The following is an 18,698-nucleotide window of genomic DNA, read 5'->3' on the forward strand; positions in this document are numbered from 1 at the left end:
CCTTTGTATTGCGTGTTTAGCTACAACCTCAACGAATTCAGTCATCGGAACCCCATAATGAGGTATCTCGTTTTAGCACTCCTTGGCTTGCTTTTAAGTGCCCAGACCGCATTGGCAAACGAGCCGATATGCTGGATTGAAACAGCAAAAAAGACCTTCGGCGGGGTTCAGATCGCACTAAGCGCAGACGCACCAATGCTTCAAATCCAACGCGCGAATGGTAAAGCCGAAATGATTCTTAGCGCTTCGGAAGAGAATGGCATCAAGGCCCCCGGTGCCATAACATTGCGCGTCAATGACAAAATTACCGGTTCTGATAGGCCTCACGCTTACTGTACCGTCACGGTCATCCGACACGACGGCAAGCTTGCCTTAAAGCTCTTTGTGTATTTCTATCCTCCCGGCCCACCCGAATTGGAACCCTATACACGAGAGGAAGTTTTCATCGTAAATTAACCACCCAATCTGGTTATTTCACCCTGAAATTACTCAGGTCGGCCGCAACTTCCGCAAGCCGCGCGGGGCCATCTTGCCGACGCTGGCGCGTTTGCCGACAAAGTCCTTGTGGTCCTTGAAGTCGCGCGCCTTGCCCGCCCCGTCGTACCACTGGATCGGTCCGTTCGAGTCGAACACCGCGATATCCTTGACGCCGCCGTCCTTGTAACCTTGCAGCTTGACGCCCTTACCGCGCGCCATTTCGGGCAGTTCCGATACCGGATAGATCAGCAGCTTGTTGTTTTCGCCGAGGATCATCACGCTATCGCCCGTGACCGGCAGAGCGGCGAACGCTTCGGTTCCGTCGGCGTTCAACACCGACTTGCCGGCCTTCTTGTTGCCGACGGCGTCTTCCTCGTTCATCACGAAGCCGTAGCCGTTTTTCGACACCATCAGGCGCTTGGCGCCCGGCGTGAACATGAAGACCGCCAGAATGCGCGCCTTCTCGTCCATCTCCAGCATCAGTTGTAGCGGCTCGCCATGACCGCGGCCCGACGGCAGCTTGTCGCAGCCGAGCGTAAAGAAGCGCCCGTCCGACGTCATGATCAGCAGCTTGTCGGTATTGAACCCCGACACCAGATGCCCCAGTTGATCGCCTTCCTTGAACTTCAGCTCGGACGGATCGTCGACGCGGCCCTTGGTGGCGCGAATCCAGCCGCGCTCCGACAGGATGACGGTGATCGGTTCCTTCGGCAGATAGGACTCGATGGCCGCCACCTCGACGCCCTGCGGCGCTTCGGCAAAGGTCGTGCGGCGCGCCGACAGAAGTTGCTTGCGCACCTCGCTCAGTTGCTCGTCGATGCGCTTCCACTGCTTCTTGTCCGACGCCAGCAGCGCCAGCAGACCATCGCGCTCCTTGGCCAGCTTGTCGTGTTCGGACTTCAGCGCCATTTCCTCAAGCCGGGCCAGTTGGCGCAGGCGGGTATCGAGGATGTAGTCGACCTGAATTTCCGTCAGGCTGAACCGCGCCATCAGGGTCTGTTTCGGCGTCTCGTCCTCGCGGATGATGCGGATCACCTCGTCGAGATTGAGGAAGGCGATCATCAAACCGTCCAACACATGCAGACGGCGTTCGATCTTGTCCAGACGCCACTGCGACTGACGGATCAGCACTTCGCGGCGGTGGTCGAGGAAGGCGGTCAGGATCGGCTTGAGGCCCATGACGCGCGGCGTGCCGGTCTTATCCAGAACGTTCATGTTGAAGGCGAAGCGCGTTTCCAGATCGGAGATCCGGAACAGGCTTTCCATCAGCACTTCGGGTTCGATATTGCGCGACTTCGGCTCAAGGATCAGGCGGACCTCTTCGTCGGATTCGTCGCGCACATCGCCCAGCAGCGGGGCCTTTTTCGCTTCGATCAGGTCGGCCAGTTGCTCGATCAGGCGCGATTTCTGCACCTGATACGGCACTTCTGAAATCAGGATGCGCCAGTTGCCGCGCCCCAGATCCTCGACCTCGTAACGCGCCCGTACGCGGACCGAGCCGCGTCCGGTCTCGTAGGCTTCGCGGATCGCCTCGCGGCGCTCGACGCAGATGCCGCCGGTCGGGAAGTCCGGGCCGGGGATGATCGCCATCAGGCCGTCGGTGTCGGTATCGGGCGCGGCGATCAAAAGCTTACAGGCGTCGATCAGCTCGGCGACATTGTGGGGCGGAATGGAGGTCGCCATGCCGACCGCGATACCCGTGGCGCCATTGGCCAAAAGGTTTGGGAAGGCGCCCGGCAGGACGACCGGTTCTTCGTCCTGACCGTCGTAGGTCGGGCGAAAATCGACGGCGTTTTCGTCGATGCCATCCAGCAGCAGCATGGCCGCCGTCGTCATCTTGCATTCGGTGTAGCGCATGGCGGCGGCGGAATCGCCGTCGATATTGCCGAAGTTCCCCTGCCCGTCGACCATCGGATAGCGCTGGGCGAACCACTGCGCCATGCGGACCAGGGCGTCGTAGATCGACTGATCGCCGTGCGGGTGGAAGTTACCCATGACTTCGCCGACCACCTTGGCCGACTTCCGCGCCGCTGCCTGCGGGTTCAGGCGCATATTGTGCATGGCATAGAGCACACGGCGATGAACGGGCTTCAGCCCGTCGCGCACGTCGGGCAGGGCCCGGTGCATGATGGTGGACAGCGCATAGGCCAGATACCGCCGCGACAGGGCTTCGCCCATCGGTTCGGAGAGGATATGGCCGCCTTCATCGGGAATCACTGGTGTCATCCTTATGTTTTAAGGCGCAGCGCGGGGCGTGACAAGGCCTTGCCCCGCCAAAGCTGTTCACACAATGTTCGGACCTATCTTCTTCATACTCCCCCGGCGTGCCGGGGGAGGTGGATGCGAACGAAGTGAGCAGACGGAGGGGGGCTCGCGTAGAAAACGGGAATAAATCGGCAGCCCGACCAGCGCTTTATAACGACAGCGCAGGCCCCCACCACCCCCGCGATAAATCGCGGCGGTCCCATCGCTGGCGAAAGCTGTACTTTCGCTGGCGCTATACCCCGACAAGTCGGGGAGGTATAAAGCGTTTTTACCAGTTATTCTTCCCGTCCATCTTCTCTATATGCAGGCGGTCGAAGTCGAACCCGTCGACCATGCGCAGATTGACCATAAAGGTCCGCGCCGCCGGTACCACGCCCGCTTCCCCCTTGGGCGTGCCGTCGTTATGATAGGCCTGCGACCAGTCGGGGCTGTCGCCGTGCGTGTGGTTGCCGCAGTGCGCGCAGAAATGGTGGCGGTTGACGCCCTCGCTGGCCGAGTAGACGCGGTCGTGCGTGGCGGACTCGATCACGGCCTCTGCCGGATCGAAATAGGCCCAGACCGCGCCCAGTCGTCCGCAGTAGGAGCAATTGCATTCGTGCGCGCTGTCGGGCGTGCGCGGCAAGGTGATGCGGGTCGCGCCGCAATGGCAGGTAGCGGTTAAGGTCATGGCGTCCTCCTTGGATACAGAGAGCGTACCGCACATGCTGACAAATTATGTCAGCATAACCTCAGGCGACGCGCACCTGATCGCGACCGGCGTGTTTGGCCGCATAAAGCGCCTGATCGGCCTCGCGATAGAGGCCGTCCAGCGTCTTGGTCGCTTGCCACTGAGCCACCCCCGCCGAAAAGGTATAGCGCAGGATCACGTCATTCGTGGGTAACGTCTGGACCCGAAGCTCGTTTTGCAGGCGTTTCAACACCTTAAGAGCCTGATCCTCGGTGGCGCGCGGCATGATCAGCAGGAACTCCTCGCCACCGATGCGCCCGAACAGGTCGGCCCCACGCAGGATAGCGCGCGCCGCGTCGGCAAAATGGCGCAGCACCTCATCGCCCGCCTGATGGCCGAAACGGTCGTTGATCGCCTTGAAATGATCGAGGTCGATGAGCACGACGCTGAACACCTCGCCCGACACGACGCAGGATTCAATCAGATCGCCGAAGCGCTTCATCATGGCGCCCCGGTTCAACAAACCCGTCAGGTAATCGGTTTCCGACGCCACGATGGCGGCGTCGCGCGCGCTTCTGAGGTGGAACTCCTTGGCCTTGACGAAGGTGCAGTCGGCGATCATCAACAATATCCAGCCGCCGGCGAAGGTCGTTTCCGACGCCCACATCCATCGTCCGTCCAGCAGATCGATCTCGAACTTGCGGTTCGCCTGGCTGCGGCGTTTCGCATTAGCCATGGCCAGCCACGGCTCGATGTCTTCGGCCTCGATCAGCGGCCCAACCTTATGCGCAAAGCAATAGCGCATGATGGATGAGAAGGTCTGCGCGCCGTCTTGCACCGCATAGATGTCGCGGAAATCCGCCGAGGCGTAATGCAGCCCATCGTCCGGCGTGAAGATCGCCAGCGCCGTGCCGCTGGCCAGCAGCCCTTCGGCAAGCTTTTGCAGCACCTCCGGCAGGGGGGCATTGAACGGATCGGTCGAGGGTGTGGACATACGCGGATACTAAGGCAACAGGTTTAAGGGAAGATGATCAGAACAGGGCATCCACAGCGTTTTGCAGGCTGTTTTCGATGCGCACCGCCTTGCCGTGGATATGCGAATCCATTTCGACGACGCGCGCCTTCATGTCGTTGAGGCGGCCTTCGAGGTCCTGACGCGCCGCCGGGTCTTCGACATTGGAACTGAGCAGGATGGCGATGGCGGATTCGAACACGTCCAGAGCCTCGGTACAGGCCGTATCGAAAGCCTGACGGACCTCGTCGGGCGCCTGCGCATAGGCCGCGATGACGACGTCCTTCTGCTCGAAACCCGACTGCTCGAAGTGCTCGACATAGCCGCGACGGTGCCAGTCCATCAGTTCTTCGGCCATGTCCGGCATGTCGAGGCCCATTTCGAACAGCATGATCGCTTCGTTGAACAGGTTGAGATAGTCGGTCGCCAGACCCGTCGCCGGGTTGACATTGGCCGCCATCAACTCTGTGTCGCTATAGCTCATCGTGTTCCGTTAAAGCCGTTCGGCATCCCCGCCGATTCGGTCAGTCTACGCCTTACACCTTACCAAAACATGGAGAACGTTGTTTTCAAGTCTCTTTTCTGAACGATGTCAGGATTCGCGTACCGCATCCATAAGCCGTGTACGGATTTCCGGCAACGGACGATCGAGTGGATGGAAGATATGCCGTTCAAGGAAGAACCCCGTCAGGTCGAAGCCTTTTCTCAGATCGTCCGCCGACAGACCGCCTTGTGAGGATAGAAGAAACATCGGCAGGGCGAGCAATTTATCCGCATACGGAAGACCGGCCTTGCGGCTGACGGCGCGCGCCGATTTCGGCGACACATAGATCAGGTCGTCACGCGCCCCCGTCACGGCGCAGGCCGACAGGTCCAGGCCATAGCCCACGGCTTCGAGCAATCCGGCCTCAAAACGGATATAGATATAGGGCCAGATCGCGGGCACCTGAAAAGCATTCATCAGGGCTTCGAAGCCATGATAGGCACCGGGAAAAGCCTCGCGCTCCGGCAGAACCGCGCGGGTCATGACGCAGGCGCATTGCACGCCGAGCAACGCCACGGGATCGTCGAAGACCTGTGCCGCGCCCTCGTCCAGCGGTTCGATGGTCGCCGAGCCCAGTTGCTCGGATGTCCTTGTCCGATAAGCGATTCTCACATGACTTGCGGGTTGCAAGTAAGGCTTTATGCGCCGCGACGCCCCGCCCGCGACATAGGCGGCGACATGGCCATGCTCGCGCGTCAGGACATTGATCACGGCCCCGGTTTCACCGTGGGACCGCGCGCTCAGGACAAAGGCATCGTCTTCGAATTGCATGTTTTTAAACCCCCTCTCCCCGTTTACGGGGAGAGGGTTGGGGTGAGGGGCAAAACCAGAGCCGCAGCGTGCTGAAGGGCTGTTGCCCCTCATCCGGCGCTAAAGCGCCACCTTCTCCCCGCACGCGGGGAGAAGGGATTAGGCCTCGAACTCTAACCCGAACTGCGCATACAGCGCCCGGTCGTCGCTCCAGCGCTCATTGACCTGAACGTGCAGGAACAGGTGTACCTTGCGGTCCAGAATCTCCATCAGTTCCTCGCGGGCCTTCTGGCCGATCCATTTCAGGGTCTGGCCGTTCTTGCCCAACACGATGGCGCGCTGACCGTCACGTTCGACGAAGATGGTCTGCTCGATGCGCGCCGCGCCGTCGGGCATGTCTTTGAAGTCGGTGGTGACCACCGCGCAGGCATAGGGCAATTCCTCATGCACCCGCAGGAACAGCTTTTCGCGGGTGATTTCCGCCGCCAGAATACGCACCGGCGCGTCGGCGGCCTGATCCTCAGGGTAAAGCCACGGCCCCGTCGGCATCTTCTCCGAGAGCGCCTCGGCGAGATCCTTCACGCCATTGCCCTTTTCGGCCGAGATCATGAAGACCTGATCGAAGACGCCCGCCTTGAACAGGCTGTCGGCCACGGCCAGCAGGTTGTCGCGTTTCAGCAGGTCGATCTTGTTCAGCACCAAAATAGCGCGCGTATTGTTGGCCTTGAGGCCTTCGATGATCGCTTCCGCGTCCTCGACGCAGCGCTTGTCCGCGGCATCGGCCTTGGTGCCTTCGGGCGCAAAATGGACGGCGATATGGGCGGCTGCGTCGACCAGCAGCACCACGACGTCGGCGTCCTGCGCCCCGCCCCAGGCCGATTTGACCATGGCGCGATCGAGGCGGCGGCGCGGCTTGAAGATGCCCGGCGTGTCGACCAGCACGATCTGGGCGTCGCCATAAAGGGCGATGCCGCGCACCGGGAAGCGCGTCGTCTGGACCTTCTGCGTGACGATGGAGACCTTGGAGCCGACCAGCGCGTTGACAAGGGTCGATTTACCGGCGTTGGGCGCACCGATAATGGCGGCAAAACCGGCGCGGGTTTGGGAGGTATTTGTCAATTAAGACCTTCGTTTTCGATAAAGCGCAATGCCGCCGCCTTTTCGGCGTCCTGACGGGACTTGCCGGTGGCGGAGACGGGATCGTATCCTTCTAACCCGACGGCGACCGTAAAGATAGGGGCATGATCCGGCCCTTCGCGCTTTACGACCTCGTATTTCGGCGCGGGCAGCTTCTGTTGCGCGGCCCATTCCTGAAGGTGCGACTTCGGATTGAGGTGCGAGCGATCGTGGCCGGAGCGGATATGCGGCTGCCACAGCGGCAGGAACGCCTTGCGCGCGGCGTCAAAGCCGCCGTCGACATAGACCGCCGCGATCAGGGCTTCGCAGGCATCGCCGAGGATGGTCAGGTTGCTGCGGCCACCGGAGCGTGTTTCACCGACCGCCAGCCTGAGCGCCGGGCCGACGCCCAGTTGTTGCGCGATCGCGGCACAGGTTTCGCGGCTGACGAGGCCGTGCAGGCGCTGCGACATCTCGCCTTCGGCGGCGTCCGGAAAAGCCTCCATCAGGGCTTCGGCCACCATCAGGCCCAGCACGCGGTCACCCAGAAACTCCAACCGCTCGTTATCGCTGGCCCCGGCCTTGCGTTTGGCGCCGTCACCGACACTGGCGTGCGTCAGGGCGCTTTCCAGCAGGTCGCGGTGGGTGAAGGTATAGCCGAGTTTGGCCTCAAGCCCGTTCAGGAGCTTCTGGCGATGGGCGGAGGCGTCTCGTTGGATACGGGTCATCTCAAACTCTTATACCTCCCCAGTTCACTGGGGAGGGGGACCGCGCCCGAAGGGCGTGGTGGTGGGGGTTCTTGCTTACTTACAGTGGGTCGCATCTTAAGAAAAGTAAGACACCCCACCACCATTTGCTCCGCAAACGGTCCCCCTCCCCGCACTAAAGTGCAGGGAGGTATAGTCTCATTCTAATCCAGCGACTTGAAGAACCGGTCCCAGCGCAGGTCGAGCCAGGTCCACGGCTTGAACAGCGATGCGCCCTTGTTCCACGAAATCAGGACCATGGTCGCCTTGCCTTCGAGGTTTTCCGCCGGCACGAAGCCGACACCCGGCTGCATATAGTCCGACGGCGAGAAGCGGCTGTCGAGCGAGTTGTCGCGGTTGTCGCCCATGACGAAGTACTGGCCTTCGGGCACGGTGAAGACCTCGGTATCGTCGGCCTTGGGGCTATAGCCCATGTCCTGCGTCAGGTGCGTCGCACCGTTGGGCAGCGATTCCTCGATGACCTCGACGCCCGGCGTGGCGTAGGAAATGCCGGTCGAAATCGGCCCCTTGTCGACCACGGGCACGATGGCCTCGTTGATATAGACCTTGCCGTCGCGGACCTGAACGCGATCGCCGGGCAGGCCGACCACGCGCTTGATATAGTCGGTCTTGTTGTCGCGCGGCAGCTTGAACACGACGATGTCGCCGCGCTTGGCCTGCTTCTCGAAGATGCGGCCCGAAATCACCGGCGGCGAAAACTGGATCGAGTGCTTGGAATAGCCGTAATCCCACTTGCGCACGACGATATAGTCGCCCTCATACAGGTTCGGCTCCATCGAGGCCGACGGGATGGTGAAGGGCTGGAACAGGAAGGTACGGAACACCAGCGTGATCAGCAGCGCAATGGCCACCGTCTTGATGATATCCATCGTCTCGTCTTTGAGGGTCGCCGCAGGCTTTTCGCCCTCGACTATACCGTCTTCGATGACCTTGTCTTCAGCGCTCATAAATTCGCCCCATCATATTCTTGCCCATAGCTTTAGGCATATTCAGCGGACCTGTCTATTTATAGATTGGGTCTAAATATAGGCTTACCGATTTGTTAGGCGATCCGCGGCACGGCTTCGATGATCACATAGGCCCCCGCCAGAGGTCCCTCGTCCGTCAGGCTGAGGTGGATTCGCGCGGCGTGTCCCGTTGGCGTGATCATCTCAAGCCGCGCCAATGCGCCGCCCGTCAGCGTCACTTCGGGCTTGCCCAGCGCATCGTTGATGACCTCGATATCGGTAAAATGAAACCCGCGCAGCCCGGTCCCCAGCGCCTTCATCACGGCTTCCTTGGCCGCATAGCGCTTGGCATAGGTCTGGTAAGGCGTGGCGTTTTTGGCCGCATAGGCCTGTTCGGCGAGCGTGAAGACGCGATCGAGGAACTTCTGCCCGAACTTATCGCCGGACTGTTTGATGCGTTCCGCGTCGGTCAGGTCCGTGCCGATGCCGAGGATCATCCGCGCGCCGCGTCCATCAGGGTGCGCATCTTTGCAATCGAGGCATCCAGCCCGACAAAGATCGCCTCACCGATCAAAAAGTGGCCGATATTCAGTTCTTTGATCTGCGGGATGCGCGAAATGAAGGTCACCGTGTCGTAGTCGATGCCGTGGCCCGCATGGACCTCGATCCCGACCGAGGCCGCCATATGCGCCGCCCATTCGAGCTTCTTCATCTCATCCTCAACGATCGAGGTCTCGCCGTTGCGCCACGCGTCGCACAGGGCCCCGGTGTGGAACTCGACCACCGGCGCGCCGATGTTCGACGCCGCCGTGACCTGTAAGGCGTCCGCCGCGATGAACAGCGACGAACGGATACCGGCGGCGTTGAACTTCGCAACCGCCGCCCCGACGAGGTCGATATTACCCGCGACATCGAGCCCGCCTTCGGTCGTGCGCTCCTGACGGCGTTCCGGCACCAGACAGGCGGCGTGCGGCTTGAGGTCGAGCGCAATACCGATCATCTCATCGGTCACGGCCATCTCGAAATTGAGCGGCTTATGGAATTCGTCGCAGACGTTTTTCAGCGCCCAGATGTCCTTATCGAGCACGTGGCGGCGGTCTTCGCGCAGGTGCGCGGTAATGCCGTCGACGCCCGCCATCAGGGCCTGACGCGCGCCGCGCACCGGATCGGGCGCGTCGCCGCCGCGCGCATTACGCACGGTGGCGATATGATCGATATTCAGACCGAGGCGTATGCGGCTCATGTCGTTAGGCTTTCGCGATCCGGCGCGAACCGGGGTCCTGCACGGGGATGGCGGCCAGTTCGGGCGGCAGGGCGTCCGCCGGATAGGCCGGGACTTCGAGGCTGGCCAGCGAGATCAGCGGCACGCCGACATCCGCCTTGCCGCCCGAACGGTCGACGATGCACGCCGCCGCGACGACCTCACCGCCCAGCTCCTTGATCGCGGCGATACATTCGCGCGACGACAGGCCGGTGGTGACGATGTCCTCGACCATGACGACCTTCGCGCCCGGTTCGATATGGAAGCCGCGGCGCAGCTTGAACACCCCGCCCTCGCGCTCGACATAAAGCGACGGCACTTTGAGGTGACGCGCGGTCTCGTAACCGGGGATGATACCGCCGACGGCGGGCGAAATGGCGACATCGACCGCCCCTACTTGCGCCACAATCTTCTCAGCCAAGGCCTTGCACAGGCGCTCGCAGCGATCCGCGTTCATGAAGACGAGGTTCTTTTGCAGGAACAGCGGGCTGTGCAGGCCGCTCGACAGCACGAAATGCCCCTCGCGCAGGGCATTGGCGGCGCGAAATTCGTTGATTACGTCTTCAGAGGTCATGAGGCTCGGTCGCTTGTGAAAGGTCGTTCTACGCCGGGCGTAAAAGCGATTCAGAAAAGGATGGTCCCCTTTAACGCAGAGCCGTCGCAAGCTAAAGTCTGAAAGTGTTCAAGGCGTGGGGGAATATTTATGAGAATGCTAAAATGGGCAGGACTGGCGCTTATTCTGATCCTGGTGGGTGTTACGCCTTATACCCTATCGACTCTTAGAACCGCCCAAACTCATCTTTCGGCTATTGAACGCACCGGAGGTATGCTTCCAAATCCTCATGTAGAACAACGCTCTGTTCAGGGATGCGACAGGCTCGCCATAGATAGCCTCGATGCGGCCAGAGGCGATATAAACCGGGGACATCGCACCCTGTTTGCCTTGCGTGCCTCAATCGACAGCCTGATACTCGAGGTCGGTCTGGGGGCCGCTAAATGCAAACAATACGACCACTCCACCTACACCAACCCTTCGGTCCGACAGGCCATGAGACCTACCCCCTGATCCGTTCGACCCCTTCGACCGAGGGATTGGTGCGGATGGCCGCATTGATATTGGTCAGGTGGCGCGCGTCCATCACCTCGACCTCGAACTCCGCATCGAGGAAATCGACCTGCTGATTGGTCAGGTTGATATTGACGATATTGCCGCGCGCCTCGCCGATCAGGGTGCAGACCTGCCCCAGAACCCCAGGCTTGTTGCGCATATTGGCGCGGATGCGGGCGGCCGAGACGGTGTTCTTCTCGGCGTTGAGCGTCCATTGCAGGTCGATCCACGCTTCTTTTTCGCCTTCCCAAGCCTCAAGCCGTTCGCATTCGATCGAATGGACGTGGACCTGATTTTCGCTGACGATGCCAATGATGCGGTCGCCCGGCACCGGCGAGCAGCAGCGCGAGAACCAGATCTTCTGATTGGGTTTGAGCGCCTGACCGCGCACATAGGCCGCGGCGTCGTCGCCATCCCTGATGCGGCTGAACGAGTCGGTCGTCAGCGTCGCGGGCAGTTTCAGACCGGGATAAAGGGCCTCCAGCACCTTGAGCGGCGTGATCTTGCCGCGCCCGCACAGCTCGAAAATCTCGTCTTCGCTTTGGACCTGAAACTTCTCGAAGGCCGCGCGCCAGCTTATGTCGACAAGGGTTTTGTCGACCTGAGCGGCGGCGCGTTCGATGGCCGAGCGCCCCAGCTTGATGAAATCGTCCTTTTGCGTCTGGCGGATATGACGGCGGATGGCGGCGCGCGCCTTGCCCGTAAAGGTCAGGGACTGCCAGTCCGGATTGACGCGTGCTTCGACGCCGGTGATGATTTCGACCTGATCGCCGTTTTGCAGCTCGGTCCTGAGCGGCTTGTGCTCGCCATTGATGATGGCGCCGATAGCCGTATCGCCGACCTCGGTATGGACGGCATAGGCGAAATCGAGCGGCATGGCCCCGCGCGGCAGCGAGATCAGGCGGCCCTTCGGCGAGAAGCAGAAGACCTGATCGAGGAACATTTCCAGCTTGGCGTGTTCGACCCATTCTTCGGAATCGCCGCCGTTCTCGGCGATCTGCACGATGGCGCGCAGATTGGCGATGGGGTTGCGCCCGGCCATGATCGTCGCGGCTTCTTCGTCGAAGCCGTAGGACGAGTTCTTGTAGCCCCAGTGCGCCGCCAGTCCCTCTTCGGCCACGCGGTCCATCACGTCGGTGCGAATCTGCATCTCGATGCGCGAGCCCTTGTGGCCGACGACGGTGGTGTGCAGCGACTGATAGTTGTTCGACTTCGGCGTCGAGATAAAGTCCTTGAAGCGCTCCTGCACGCACGGCCATTCGCGGTGCAGGACACCGAGCGCGCGGTAGCACTCGTCTTCGGTCGTGACGATGACACGGAAAGCGATGATGTCGGATAGCTGCGAAAAGCCGATCGACTTGCGTTGCAGCTTGCGCCAGATCGAATAGGGCGATTTTTCGCGGCCGGTAACGCGGGCCTCTATCCCAGCGGCGTGCAGGGTCTCGCGGATGTCCTCGGCGATATCGGCGACCGCCGTGCCCTTTTCTTCGCGCAGGTCGGCCAGACGCTGAAGGATCGCGTCGCGCCCATCGGGATTGATGAAGGTGAAGGCCAGTTCTTCGAGTTCGGTGGCGAAACGGTTACAGCCGATCTGACGGGCCAGCGGCGCATAGACCTCAAGCGTTTCCCGCGAGATCCGTTCGCGCTTATGCTCCGGGACGTATTGCAGGGTGCGCATATTGTGGAGGCGATCCGCCAGCTTCACGAGCAGCACCCGCACATCCTTTGAGATGGCGAGGATGAATTTTCTGAGGTTTTCCGACTGCTTGGTATATTCAGATTGCAGCTCAAGCCGGGTGAGCTTGGTCACGCCTTCGACCAGTTGCGCGATCTCCTCGCCGAACATCGAAGCGATTTCCTCACGCGTCGCCGGCGTATCCTCAATGGTGTCGTGCAATAGCGCGGTCGCAATCGCCGCCGCATCGAGCCGATAGTCGGTCAGGATGCCCGCGACCTCGATGGGGTGGGCGAAATAGGGATCGCCCGAGGCCCGAAGCTGCGCCCCGTGCATCCGCATCGCATAGACATAGGCGCGGTTGAGCATGGCCTCGTCAACGGTCGGGTCGTAGGCCGCGACCCGGTCGATCAGCTCCATCTGACGCAGGAAACGCCGTTTGGGTGCAGGCTTTGCGGCCTGCACCTCCTCTGATGTCATGGATGGCGGTGGCATTTCGGTGGGCACGTCGATAGGCGGCGTTTCGGCGGGCGGATCGATGGGCGGTGTTTCCGGCGGCGGGTGGACATCGCCCTCCTTCGGCTCGCCGGGCGGCAGTTCGGTAGGTTTTTCCTCCGGGAAACCGGCAGGCACCGCAGGCGGGTCCTGTTCGGACGCCTTGGGTATGAGTGCCGATTGTCCTTCTGCCGTCATAGATATCAGACTCTTTTGATACATGCAGGCTCCTTGGTTTAAAGGACCCCGCCACACATGGGAAGCTTAACGCCGCTTCGCCACTCTCGCCAGTAAAAAGGTACTGTGTTTCACAAACAAAAACGCCGCCCGGTGAAGGGCGGCGTTTGAGCGGAATTTCCGGAAAAAGCTTAGTAGCGCTCTTCCTGACCGCCGTCGCGGTCCGATTGCAGGGCGCGGATCAGTTCGCTTTCCGACATCTGCATGTGGGCCGGATCGGCCAGCAGGGCCAGGGTTTCGGCTTCTTCCTCGGCCTCGGTGCGCTCGTCGACGCGTTGCAGCGACGCGATCAGGCTTTCGGTCAGGGTTTCCGGCGCCAGAACGTCGTCGGCGATTTCGCGCAGGGCGACGACCGGGTTCTTGTCGTTGTCGCGGTCGAGCAGGATGGCCGAGCCGCTGGAGATGGCGCGGGCGCGGTGCGCGGCCAAAAGCACCAGATTGAAGCGGTTATCGACCTTCAGGACGCAGTCTTCGACGGTAACGCGAGCCATTGAGAACCCTTTGTAAATAGTGACAAAAGCGCCGTCGCCAAACAGGAAACCCCTGAGGCTGACCGCGCTTGTTAAACTCGTTGGGCATCCTCTTAAACAGAGTTGCATCAAAAAACAAGAAATTCCTTACGGTCGCGACCCTGCCCGCGGTTGCAATCGCCCCCACCGCGTATTAAGCCGCCCGCATGACCCGTACGCTTCAAACCGCGATCCTCAAATGGGGCGGCTACGCCCTCGCCTTTGCCGGGTCGTTTCTGTTCGCGACCAAGGGCATCTTCATCAAGCTGGCTTACGAATACCACGTCGACGCCACGACACTCCTGATGCTGCGCCTGTTGATCGCCACGCCGTTCTTCGTGGTCATTGGCCTGATCACCCACTACCGCCAGCGCGGACGCGAGCCCCTGCCGCTGATGATCTACATGAAAGCGCTTGGTGTCGGCGTGCTGGGCTACTGGTTCGCCAGCTATACCGACTTCGAAGGGCTGGTGCATCTGACGCCGCAGTTCGAGCGCCTGATCCTGTTCACCTATCCCCTGTTCGTCATCCTGTTCGGGGCCGCTTTTTTCGGTCAGAAACTGAAACCCCTCGCCCTGCCGGCGTTCGGCATCGCCTATGCCGGTCTGGCCTTCGTCTTCGTAAGCGATATGGGTGAGCACGGCCACGACATCGCCATCGGCACGGCATGGGTCATGACCTCGTCCGTCGCCTTTGCGCTTTACCTGCTGCTGGCCAAGCCCGTCATCGCGCGCATGGGGCCGTCTTTGTTCACCTCGGTCGCCATGGTCGGCGCGGCACTGGCCACCTTCGTCCATTTCGGCACGACGCACCCCCTCAGTGCCGTGCCGCTGTCCCCCGGCCTATTGTGGCTGTGTCTGGGGCTGGCCATCGGGGCGACGGTCCTGCCCGGCTATCTGATCAACTTCGCCCTGGCGCGCATCTCGTCTCAGGCCAATGCGGTGATCGGCTTCGTCAATCCGGTCTTCACCCTGATGATGAGCGCCTTCATCCTGCACGAGACGATCAGCGCGTCGGACGTCATCGGCACCGCGCTGGTCTTAGGCGGCGTCGGCCTGTACATGTGGCTAGATCAGCGGCCCAGCAAGCCTGCGGTCTCTTCCGCCGGATAGGCGTCGGTCGCCACCGTCACCTGTGCGAACAGCTCCCGCGCCGTCCGCTTCAGCACCGGATGCACCCAGTCCGGCGCGATTTCGCTCAGCGGCCCCATGACGAAACCACGCTCATGCGCCCGCGGATGCGGCAATATAAGACCGTCTTCCGACCGATGGTCGTCAAAAGCAATCAGGTCCAGATCAAGTACACGCGGCGCGTTTGCCGGTACATTTATGACATTTGCGTAATCATTCGACCGGACACGACCGGTTTCGCTCTCCACCGCGTGTAATACCCCAAGCAATGCAATGGGATCACAGTCCGTCGTTACACGCATAACCGCATTATGAAACTCAGGATCTTCCGGGTTGGGCCAGGCTTGCGACCGCCACAACCGCGAGACCTGTTCAACAGTTACGTGAGCCCTATTCAGTCGCTTGACAACATGGTCCAATAGCTGCAATGCAGTATAGTCGCCGAAGGATATATTCGAGCCGAAAGCGACAAAGACACCCTGACCCCGCCGGGATGTCTCAGTATGTGATTTATGTATTTTATCCGGCATTTTTAAACGAAAGATATTTCCATGAGCTTTTATCCCACCGATAAAATTGCGCTTTTCATCGACGGCGCCAATCTTTATTCAGCCGCCAAGGCGCTCAATTTCGACATCGATTATCGTAAACTCCTCGACGAATTTCGCAAGCGCGGCATCCTTGTGCGCGCCTATTACTACACCGCCCTGGTCGAAGGCGACGATTATTCGCCGATCCGCCCGCTGGTCGACTGGCTCGACTATAACGGCTTCTCGCTGGTGACCAAGACCGCCAAGGAATATACGGACGCGCAGGGCCGCAAGCGCTGGCGCGGCGACATGGACATCGAAATCGCCTGCGACATGATGGAAATCGCCGATCACGCCGATCATCTGGTCCTGTTTTCCGGCGACGGCGACTTCCGCCGCCTGATCGAAGCCGTTCAGCGCAAGGGCTGCCGCGTCACGGTCGTCTCGACCGTCAAGTCGCAACCGCCGATGACGTCGGACGAACTGCGCCGTCAGGCCGACACCTTCGTCGATCTGGCCGATCTGGCCAGCGTCGTCGGCCGCCCGCGCCAGCAGCAGAACACCGGGCCCAAGTTCGCCGAAGATTTCGAGGACTAGGGTCCGAAACCTTCCCCACACAGAATTTTACATCCTTCCCCGTTTACGGGGAAGGTGGCGAACGATCGCACTTGCGATCGGGCGTCGGAAGGGGCAGCGGAGGCTCAACAGACACGGCAGACGTTTGGAATGCTCTACAGTTTCCCCCTTCCGCCTCGCAGGCTCGGCACCTTCCCCGTAAACGGGGAAGGATTTAAGACCATCCGTGGAGACGCTTACCTTATACCCGTCCGGACGCCTAAGCGTACCATGGCACGATGGACGATCATGGCTTTGACCCGGACGACGACGCCCGCGCGCTGAGACAGCGCCGCGCGGAATTGCGCGCCTTCGCGTCCGAAATCGCCGAAGCCATCGAGGGCATAGACCTGCCGGAAACCTATCTCGACGGCGAGCGCGCCGTCCGCATGATCCGCGTTGCCGATGTGGTGCTGATGCGCGTCACTCGACCCGATCAGCGCGAGACCATCCGTCCGGCACGTCAAAGGCTGCGCGATCAGGCGGACCTGATCGTTCAGGCCGTTCGCGCCCTGCCCAAACCGACCGATTTTCTCGAAGGCGAGCGCGCCGGGCGGTTCATTCTGGCCACCGAGCGCCTGTGGACGCAGCTTTACGCGCCGCCCAAACCGCTCACGGCGGCCCAGTTCGACGAGCTTGAACGCGAAATCGAGGCCGACAAACCGCAGGACAGCTACGGACAGCAGCTTTACGAGAAGCTGCTGGCCATGAAATACAAGCGCGACGCCTTCAAGGGCTATTTCGACGATGGTACGCCCTTCGATCCCAACCGGCCTCAGATCGTCGAAGATGGCGATGCCATGGACAAGGCCGAGGTGACGGGGTTCTGGCCCGACGGCGCGCCCTACGATCCGGACAGGCCTTACGATAATCCCGCTGCCAAACGCCCGCCCAGAATACCGTTCACCCTCGGGGCCGGACCTTGAGACACCCCGGTGAACTCTAACCGTGATCCTTCATCAGGCGCGCCTTTTCGCGACCCCAGTCGCGTTTGGCCTCGGTTTCGCGCTTATCGTGCAGCTTCTTGCCCTTGGCGAGCGCGATCTCGACCTTCACCATGCCCTTGTCGTTGAAGTAGAGCTTCGTCGGGATGATGGTCATGCCTTCACGCTGCACGGCGATCATGAAGCGCGCGATCTCGCGCCGGTGCATCAGCAGTTTGCGATGCCGGCGCGGATCGTGGTTGAAGCGGTTGGCGAAGCCGTAGTGCGGGATGTCGGCATTGATCAGCACCAGTTCGTCGCCGTTTTCGATCGAGACGTAGGACTCGGCGATATTGGCGCGCCCCTGACGCAGCGACTTGACCTCGGTCCCGGTCAGCATGATCCCCGCCTCGGTATTGTTTTCGAGGAAGTAGTCGAACCGCGCCCGACGGTTGTCGGCGATCTGCTTGTAGTTGGACTGAGGTTCGGCCACTTACAGCCCTGCCTGTTTCATGGCCGCATCGACCAGAGGCCGCACGGCGTCGGAGCAGGCCACGATCGGCAAGCGCACCTCGTCGGTCGTTTGGCCCAACTGGCTGAGCGCGTACTTGGTCGGCGACGGCGAGGCGTCGGCGAACAGCACCTTGTGCAGGGTGATCAGCTTGTCCTGCCAGTCGCGCGCCGTGGCGAAATCGCCCGCCGCAGCGGCATTGTAGAGCGCGACCATTTCGGCGGGTGCGACGTTCGAGGTGACGGAAATCACCCCGTGACCGCCGTGGGCGATATAGCCCAGCAGGGTCGGATCGTCGCCGGAGATGAAGGCAAAGCCCGGCTCGATCTCAATACGAAGCTGGCTCATACGGACCAGATCGCCCGTAGCGTCCTTGATGCCGACGATATTGGGCAGCTTCGACAGGCGCACGATGGTCTCGTTCGACATGTCGATCACGGTGCGGCCGGGGACGTTGTACAGCATGACCGGGATCTGCACCGAATCGTTCAAGGCCTTGAAATGCTGATACAAACCCTCCTGCGACGGCTTGTTGTAATAGGGCACGACGACCAGCACGGCATCGGCGCCGACGGCCTTGGCGTGTTGTGCCAGTTCGAGCGTCTCAAGCGTATTGTTCGACCCGGCCCCGGCGATGACCTTGATGCGCCCGGCAGCGGTTTCGACGCAGAGGCGCACGATTTCCTTGTGCTCTTCCATCGAGAGCGTCGAGGTTTCGCCCGTCGTACCGACCGGCACCACGCCGTGAACGCCCGCGTTTATCTGCGTCTCGACCAGTTGTTTGAACGCGACATAATCCACCTGACCGTCTTTGAACGGCGTCACCAGAGCGGTAATCACTCCGGAAAACAGGGGAATTCGGTCGGCGGTGGTCATGAGAGTCGTGTCCTGATGCAGGCGTCAATTAGAGCGCATTCCGAAAAGTGTGTAACGGTTTTCGGACTCAAATGCGCGTTGAGATAAAAAATATAAAGCGCGTTTCCGATCCGCTTGGATCGGGACGTGCTGCGGAAAAGAGCCTTAAAACCACAATGGATTTGCTGCAACGACTTTATAAAAAGAAAAACAGCCGCCACGGTTTCGGTTGCGCTGCGGCATGTTATTCGCCACCTTTATCTACAAACAGTTTTTGTGATCGATCTGTGATGCGTGCGGCCCG

At 60.9% G+C, this 18,698-nt stretch carries 20 protein-coding genes; 4 read left to right on the forward strand and 16 right to left on the reverse strand.

The window, feature by feature from the left end; translation table 11 throughout:
• Positions 1–57: 57 nt before the first annotated feature.
• Positions 58–456 carry a hypothetical protein gene (locus PQU92_RS01390; RefSeq protein WP_272746425.1) on the forward strand — a complete coding sequence of 133 codons (399 nt, stop codon included), beginning with the start codon at positions 58–60 and terminating at the stop codon, positions 454–456.
• 33 nt (positions 457–489) lie between these two features.
• Here the strand turns inward: PQU92_RS01390 and parC are convergent, their stop codons facing one another.
• From parC to rpoZ, 13 genes are all read right to left on the reverse strand, one after another.
• Positions 490–2,703, reverse strand: coding sequence for a DNA topoisomerase IV subunit A (gene parC, locus PQU92_RS01395; protein WP_438263798.1), 2,214 nt, complete (start codon positions 2,701–2,703; stop codon positions 490–492).
• 307 nt (positions 2,704–3,010) lie between these two features.
• Positions 3,011–3,409 (reverse strand): GFA family protein, encoded by a 399-nt coding sequence (locus tag PQU92_RS01400; RefSeq protein WP_272746426.1) that lies wholly within the window; start codon positions 3,407–3,409, stop codon positions 3,011–3,013.
• 61 nt (positions 3,410–3,470) lie between these two features.
• Positions 3,471–4,403 (reverse strand): GGDEF domain-containing protein, encoded by a 933-nt coding sequence (locus tag PQU92_RS01405; RefSeq protein ID WP_272746427.1) that lies wholly within the window; start codon positions 4,401–4,403, stop codon positions 3,471–3,473.
• A 37-nt stretch (positions 4,404–4,440) separates the two neighbouring features.
• Positions 4,441–4,905, reverse strand: coding sequence for a hypothetical protein (locus PQU92_RS01410; protein WP_272746428.1), 465 nt, complete (start codon positions 4,903–4,905; stop codon positions 4,441–4,443).
• A gap of 108 nt (positions 4,906–5,013) precedes the next feature.
• A complete protein-coding gene (recO, locus tag PQU92_RS01415; RefSeq protein WP_272746429.1) occupies positions 5,014–5,736 on the reverse strand; it encodes a DNA repair protein RecO in 723 nt (240 codons plus the stop codon).
• Between the two features lie 138 nt (positions 5,737–5,874).
• Complete coding sequence (gene era, locus PQU92_RS01420; protein WP_272746430.1) at positions 5,875–6,834, reverse strand: GTPase Era; 960 nt, start codon at positions 6,832–6,834, stop codon at positions 5,875–5,877.
• A complete protein-coding gene (gene rnc, locus PQU92_RS01425) occupies positions 6,831–7,559 on the reverse strand; it encodes a ribonuclease III (RefSeq protein ID WP_272746431.1) in 729 nt (242 codons plus the stop codon). Before rnc ends, era begins: the two co-directional genes overlap by 4 nt.
• A 182-nt stretch (positions 7,560–7,741) precedes the next feature.
• Positions 7,742–8,545 carry a signal peptidase I gene (gene lepB, locus PQU92_RS01430; RefSeq protein ID WP_272746432.1) on the reverse strand — a complete coding sequence of 268 codons (804 nt, stop codon included), beginning with the start codon at positions 8,543–8,545 and terminating at the stop codon, positions 7,742–7,744.
• Positions 8,546–8,640: 95 nt separating this feature from the next.
• Positions 8,641–9,042, reverse strand: coding sequence for a holo-ACP synthase (gene acpS, locus PQU92_RS01435; protein WP_272746433.1), 402 nt, complete (start codon positions 9,040–9,042; stop codon positions 8,641–8,643).
• Complete coding sequence (locus PQU92_RS01440) at positions 9,039–9,788, reverse strand: pyridoxine 5'-phosphate synthase (RefSeq protein ID WP_272746434.1); 750 nt, start codon at positions 9,786–9,788, stop codon at positions 9,039–9,041. Before PQU92_RS01440 ends, acpS begins: the two co-directional genes overlap by 4 nt.
• 4 nt (positions 9,789–9,792) lie before the next feature.
• Positions 9,793–10,380: an orotate phosphoribosyltransferase gene (gene pyrE, locus PQU92_RS01445; RefSeq protein ID WP_272746435.1), complete on the reverse strand. Its 588-nt coding sequence runs from the start codon at positions 10,378–10,380 to the stop codon at positions 9,793–9,795.
• A gap of 481 nt (positions 10,381–10,861) precedes the next feature.
• Positions 10,862–13,084, reverse strand: a complete 2,223-nt coding sequence (locus PQU92_RS01450) for a RelA/SpoT family protein (RefSeq protein ID WP_438263800.1) — start codon at positions 13,082–13,084, stop codon at positions 10,862–10,864.
• Positions 13,085–13,452: 368 nt separating this feature from the next.
• Positions 13,453–13,812 (reverse strand): DNA-directed RNA polymerase subunit omega, encoded by a 360-nt coding sequence (gene rpoZ / locus PQU92_RS01455; protein ID WP_272746436.1) that lies wholly within the window; start codon positions 13,810–13,812, stop codon positions 13,453–13,455.
• A 185-nt stretch (positions 13,813–13,997) separates the two neighbouring features.
• Here rpoZ and PQU92_RS01460 point away from each other — a divergent pair, with 185 nt between their 5' ends.
• The gene (locus PQU92_RS01460; protein ID WP_272746437.1) at positions 13,998–14,942 is read left to right on the forward strand and encodes a DMT family transporter; all 945 of its coding nucleotides are present in this window, start codon (positions 13,998–14,000) and stop codon (positions 14,940–14,942) included.
• On the opposite strand, the gene folK is transcribed toward PQU92_RS01460, so the two are convergent.
• Complete coding sequence (gene folK / locus PQU92_RS01465) at positions 14,903–15,490, reverse strand: 2-amino-4-hydroxy-6-hydroxymethyldihydropteridine diphosphokinase (RefSeq protein WP_272746438.1); 588 nt, start codon at positions 15,488–15,490, stop codon at positions 14,903–14,905. The genes PQU92_RS01460 and folK overlap by 40 nt on opposite strands.
• Before the next feature lie 21 nt (positions 15,491–15,511).
• Between folK and PQU92_RS01470 the strand changes: the two genes are divergently transcribed.
• Both PQU92_RS01470 and PQU92_RS01475 read left to right on the forward strand, forming a co-directional pair.
• Entirely contained in the window at positions 15,512–16,087 is a 576-nt protein-coding gene (locus PQU92_RS01470; RefSeq protein ID WP_272746439.1) for a LabA-like NYN domain-containing protein, read from the forward strand.
• A 257-nt stretch (positions 16,088–16,344) separates the two neighbouring features.
• The gene (locus tag PQU92_RS01475; protein ID WP_272746440.1) at positions 16,345–17,031 is read left to right on the forward strand and encodes a hypothetical protein; all 687 of its coding nucleotides are present in this window, start codon (positions 16,345–16,347) and stop codon (positions 17,029–17,031) included.
• Between the two features lie 16 nt (positions 17,032–17,047).
• Here PQU92_RS01475 and smpB read toward each other — a convergent pair whose 3' ends face one another.
• Positions 17,048–17,521, reverse strand: coding sequence for an SsrA-binding protein SmpB (smpB, locus tag PQU92_RS01480; protein WP_272746441.1), 474 nt, complete (start codon positions 17,519–17,521; stop codon positions 17,048–17,050).
• Complete coding sequence (dapA, locus tag PQU92_RS01485) at positions 17,522–18,415, reverse strand: 4-hydroxy-tetrahydrodipicolinate synthase (protein ID WP_272746442.1); 894 nt, start codon at positions 18,413–18,415, stop codon at positions 17,522–17,524. It lies immediately after the preceding gene.
• Positions 18,416–18,698 lie beyond the last annotated feature (283 nt).

It is taken from the genome of Asticcacaulis aquaticus (assembly GCF_028550415.1).
Lineage (GTDB): Bacteria > Pseudomonadota > Alphaproteobacteria > Caulobacterales > Caulobacteraceae > Asticcacaulis > Asticcacaulis aquaticus.

Coding starts and splice junctions, on each gene's coding strand:
- PQU92_RS01390 (WP_272746425.1), top strand. CDS start 58: ATGAGGTATCTCGTTTTAGCACTCCTTGGCTTGCTTTTAAGTGCCCAG.
- parC (WP_438263798.1), bottom strand. CDS start 2,703: ATGACACCAGTGATTCCCGATGAAGGCGGCCATATCCTCTCCGAACCG.
- PQU92_RS01400 (WP_272746426.1), bottom strand. CDS start 3,409: ATGACCTTAACCGCTACCTGCCATTGCGGCGCGACCCGCATCACCTTG.
- PQU92_RS01405 (WP_272746427.1), bottom strand. CDS start 4,403: ATGTCCACACCCTCGACCGATCCGTTCAATGCCCCCCTGCCGGAGGTG.
- PQU92_RS01410 (WP_272746428.1), bottom strand. CDS start 4,905: ATGAGCTATAGCGACACAGAGTTGATGGCGGCCAATGTCAACCCGGCG.
- recO (WP_272746429.1), bottom strand. CDS start 5,736: ATGCAATTCGAAGACGATGCCTTTGTCCTGAGCGCGCGGTCCCACGGT.
- rnc (WP_272746431.1), bottom strand. CDS start 7,559: ATGACCCGTATCCAACGAGACGCCTCCGCCCATCGCCAGAAGCTCCTG.
- lepB (WP_272746432.1), bottom strand. CDS start 8,545: ATGAGCGCTGAAGACAAGGTCATCGAAGACGGTATAGTCGAGGGCGAA.
- acpS (WP_272746433.1), bottom strand. CDS start 9,042: ATGATCCTCGGCATCGGCACGGACCTGACCGACGCGGAACGCATCAAA.
- PQU92_RS01440 (WP_272746434.1), bottom strand. CDS start 9,788: ATGAGCCGCATACGCCTCGGTCTGAATATCGATCATATCGCCACCGTG.
- pyrE (WP_272746435.1), bottom strand. CDS start 10,380: ATGACCTCTGAAGACGTAATCAACGAATTTCGCGCCGCCAATGCCCTG.
- PQU92_RS01450 (WP_438263800.1), bottom strand. CDS start 13,084: ATGCCACCGCCATCCATGACATCAGAGGAGGTGCAGGCCGCAAAGCCT.
- rpoZ (WP_272746436.1), bottom strand. CDS start 13,812: ATGGCTCGCGTTACCGTCGAAGACTGCGTCCTGAAGGTCGATAACCGC.
- PQU92_RS01460 (WP_272746437.1), top strand. CDS start 13,998: ATGACCCGTACGCTTCAAACCGCGATCCTCAAATGGGGCGGCTACGCC.
- folK (WP_272746438.1), bottom strand. CDS start 15,490: ATGCCGGATAAAATACATAAATCACATACTGAGACATCCCGGCGGGGT.
- PQU92_RS01470 (WP_272746439.1), top strand. CDS start 15,512: ATGAGCTTTTATCCCACCGATAAAATTGCGCTTTTCATCGACGGCGCC.
- PQU92_RS01475 (WP_272746440.1), top strand. CDS start 16,345: ATGGACGATCATGGCTTTGACCCGGACGACGACGCCCGCGCGCTGAGA.
- dapA (WP_272746442.1), bottom strand. CDS start 18,415: ATGACCACCGCCGACCGAATTCCCCTGTTTTCCGGAGTGATTACCGCT.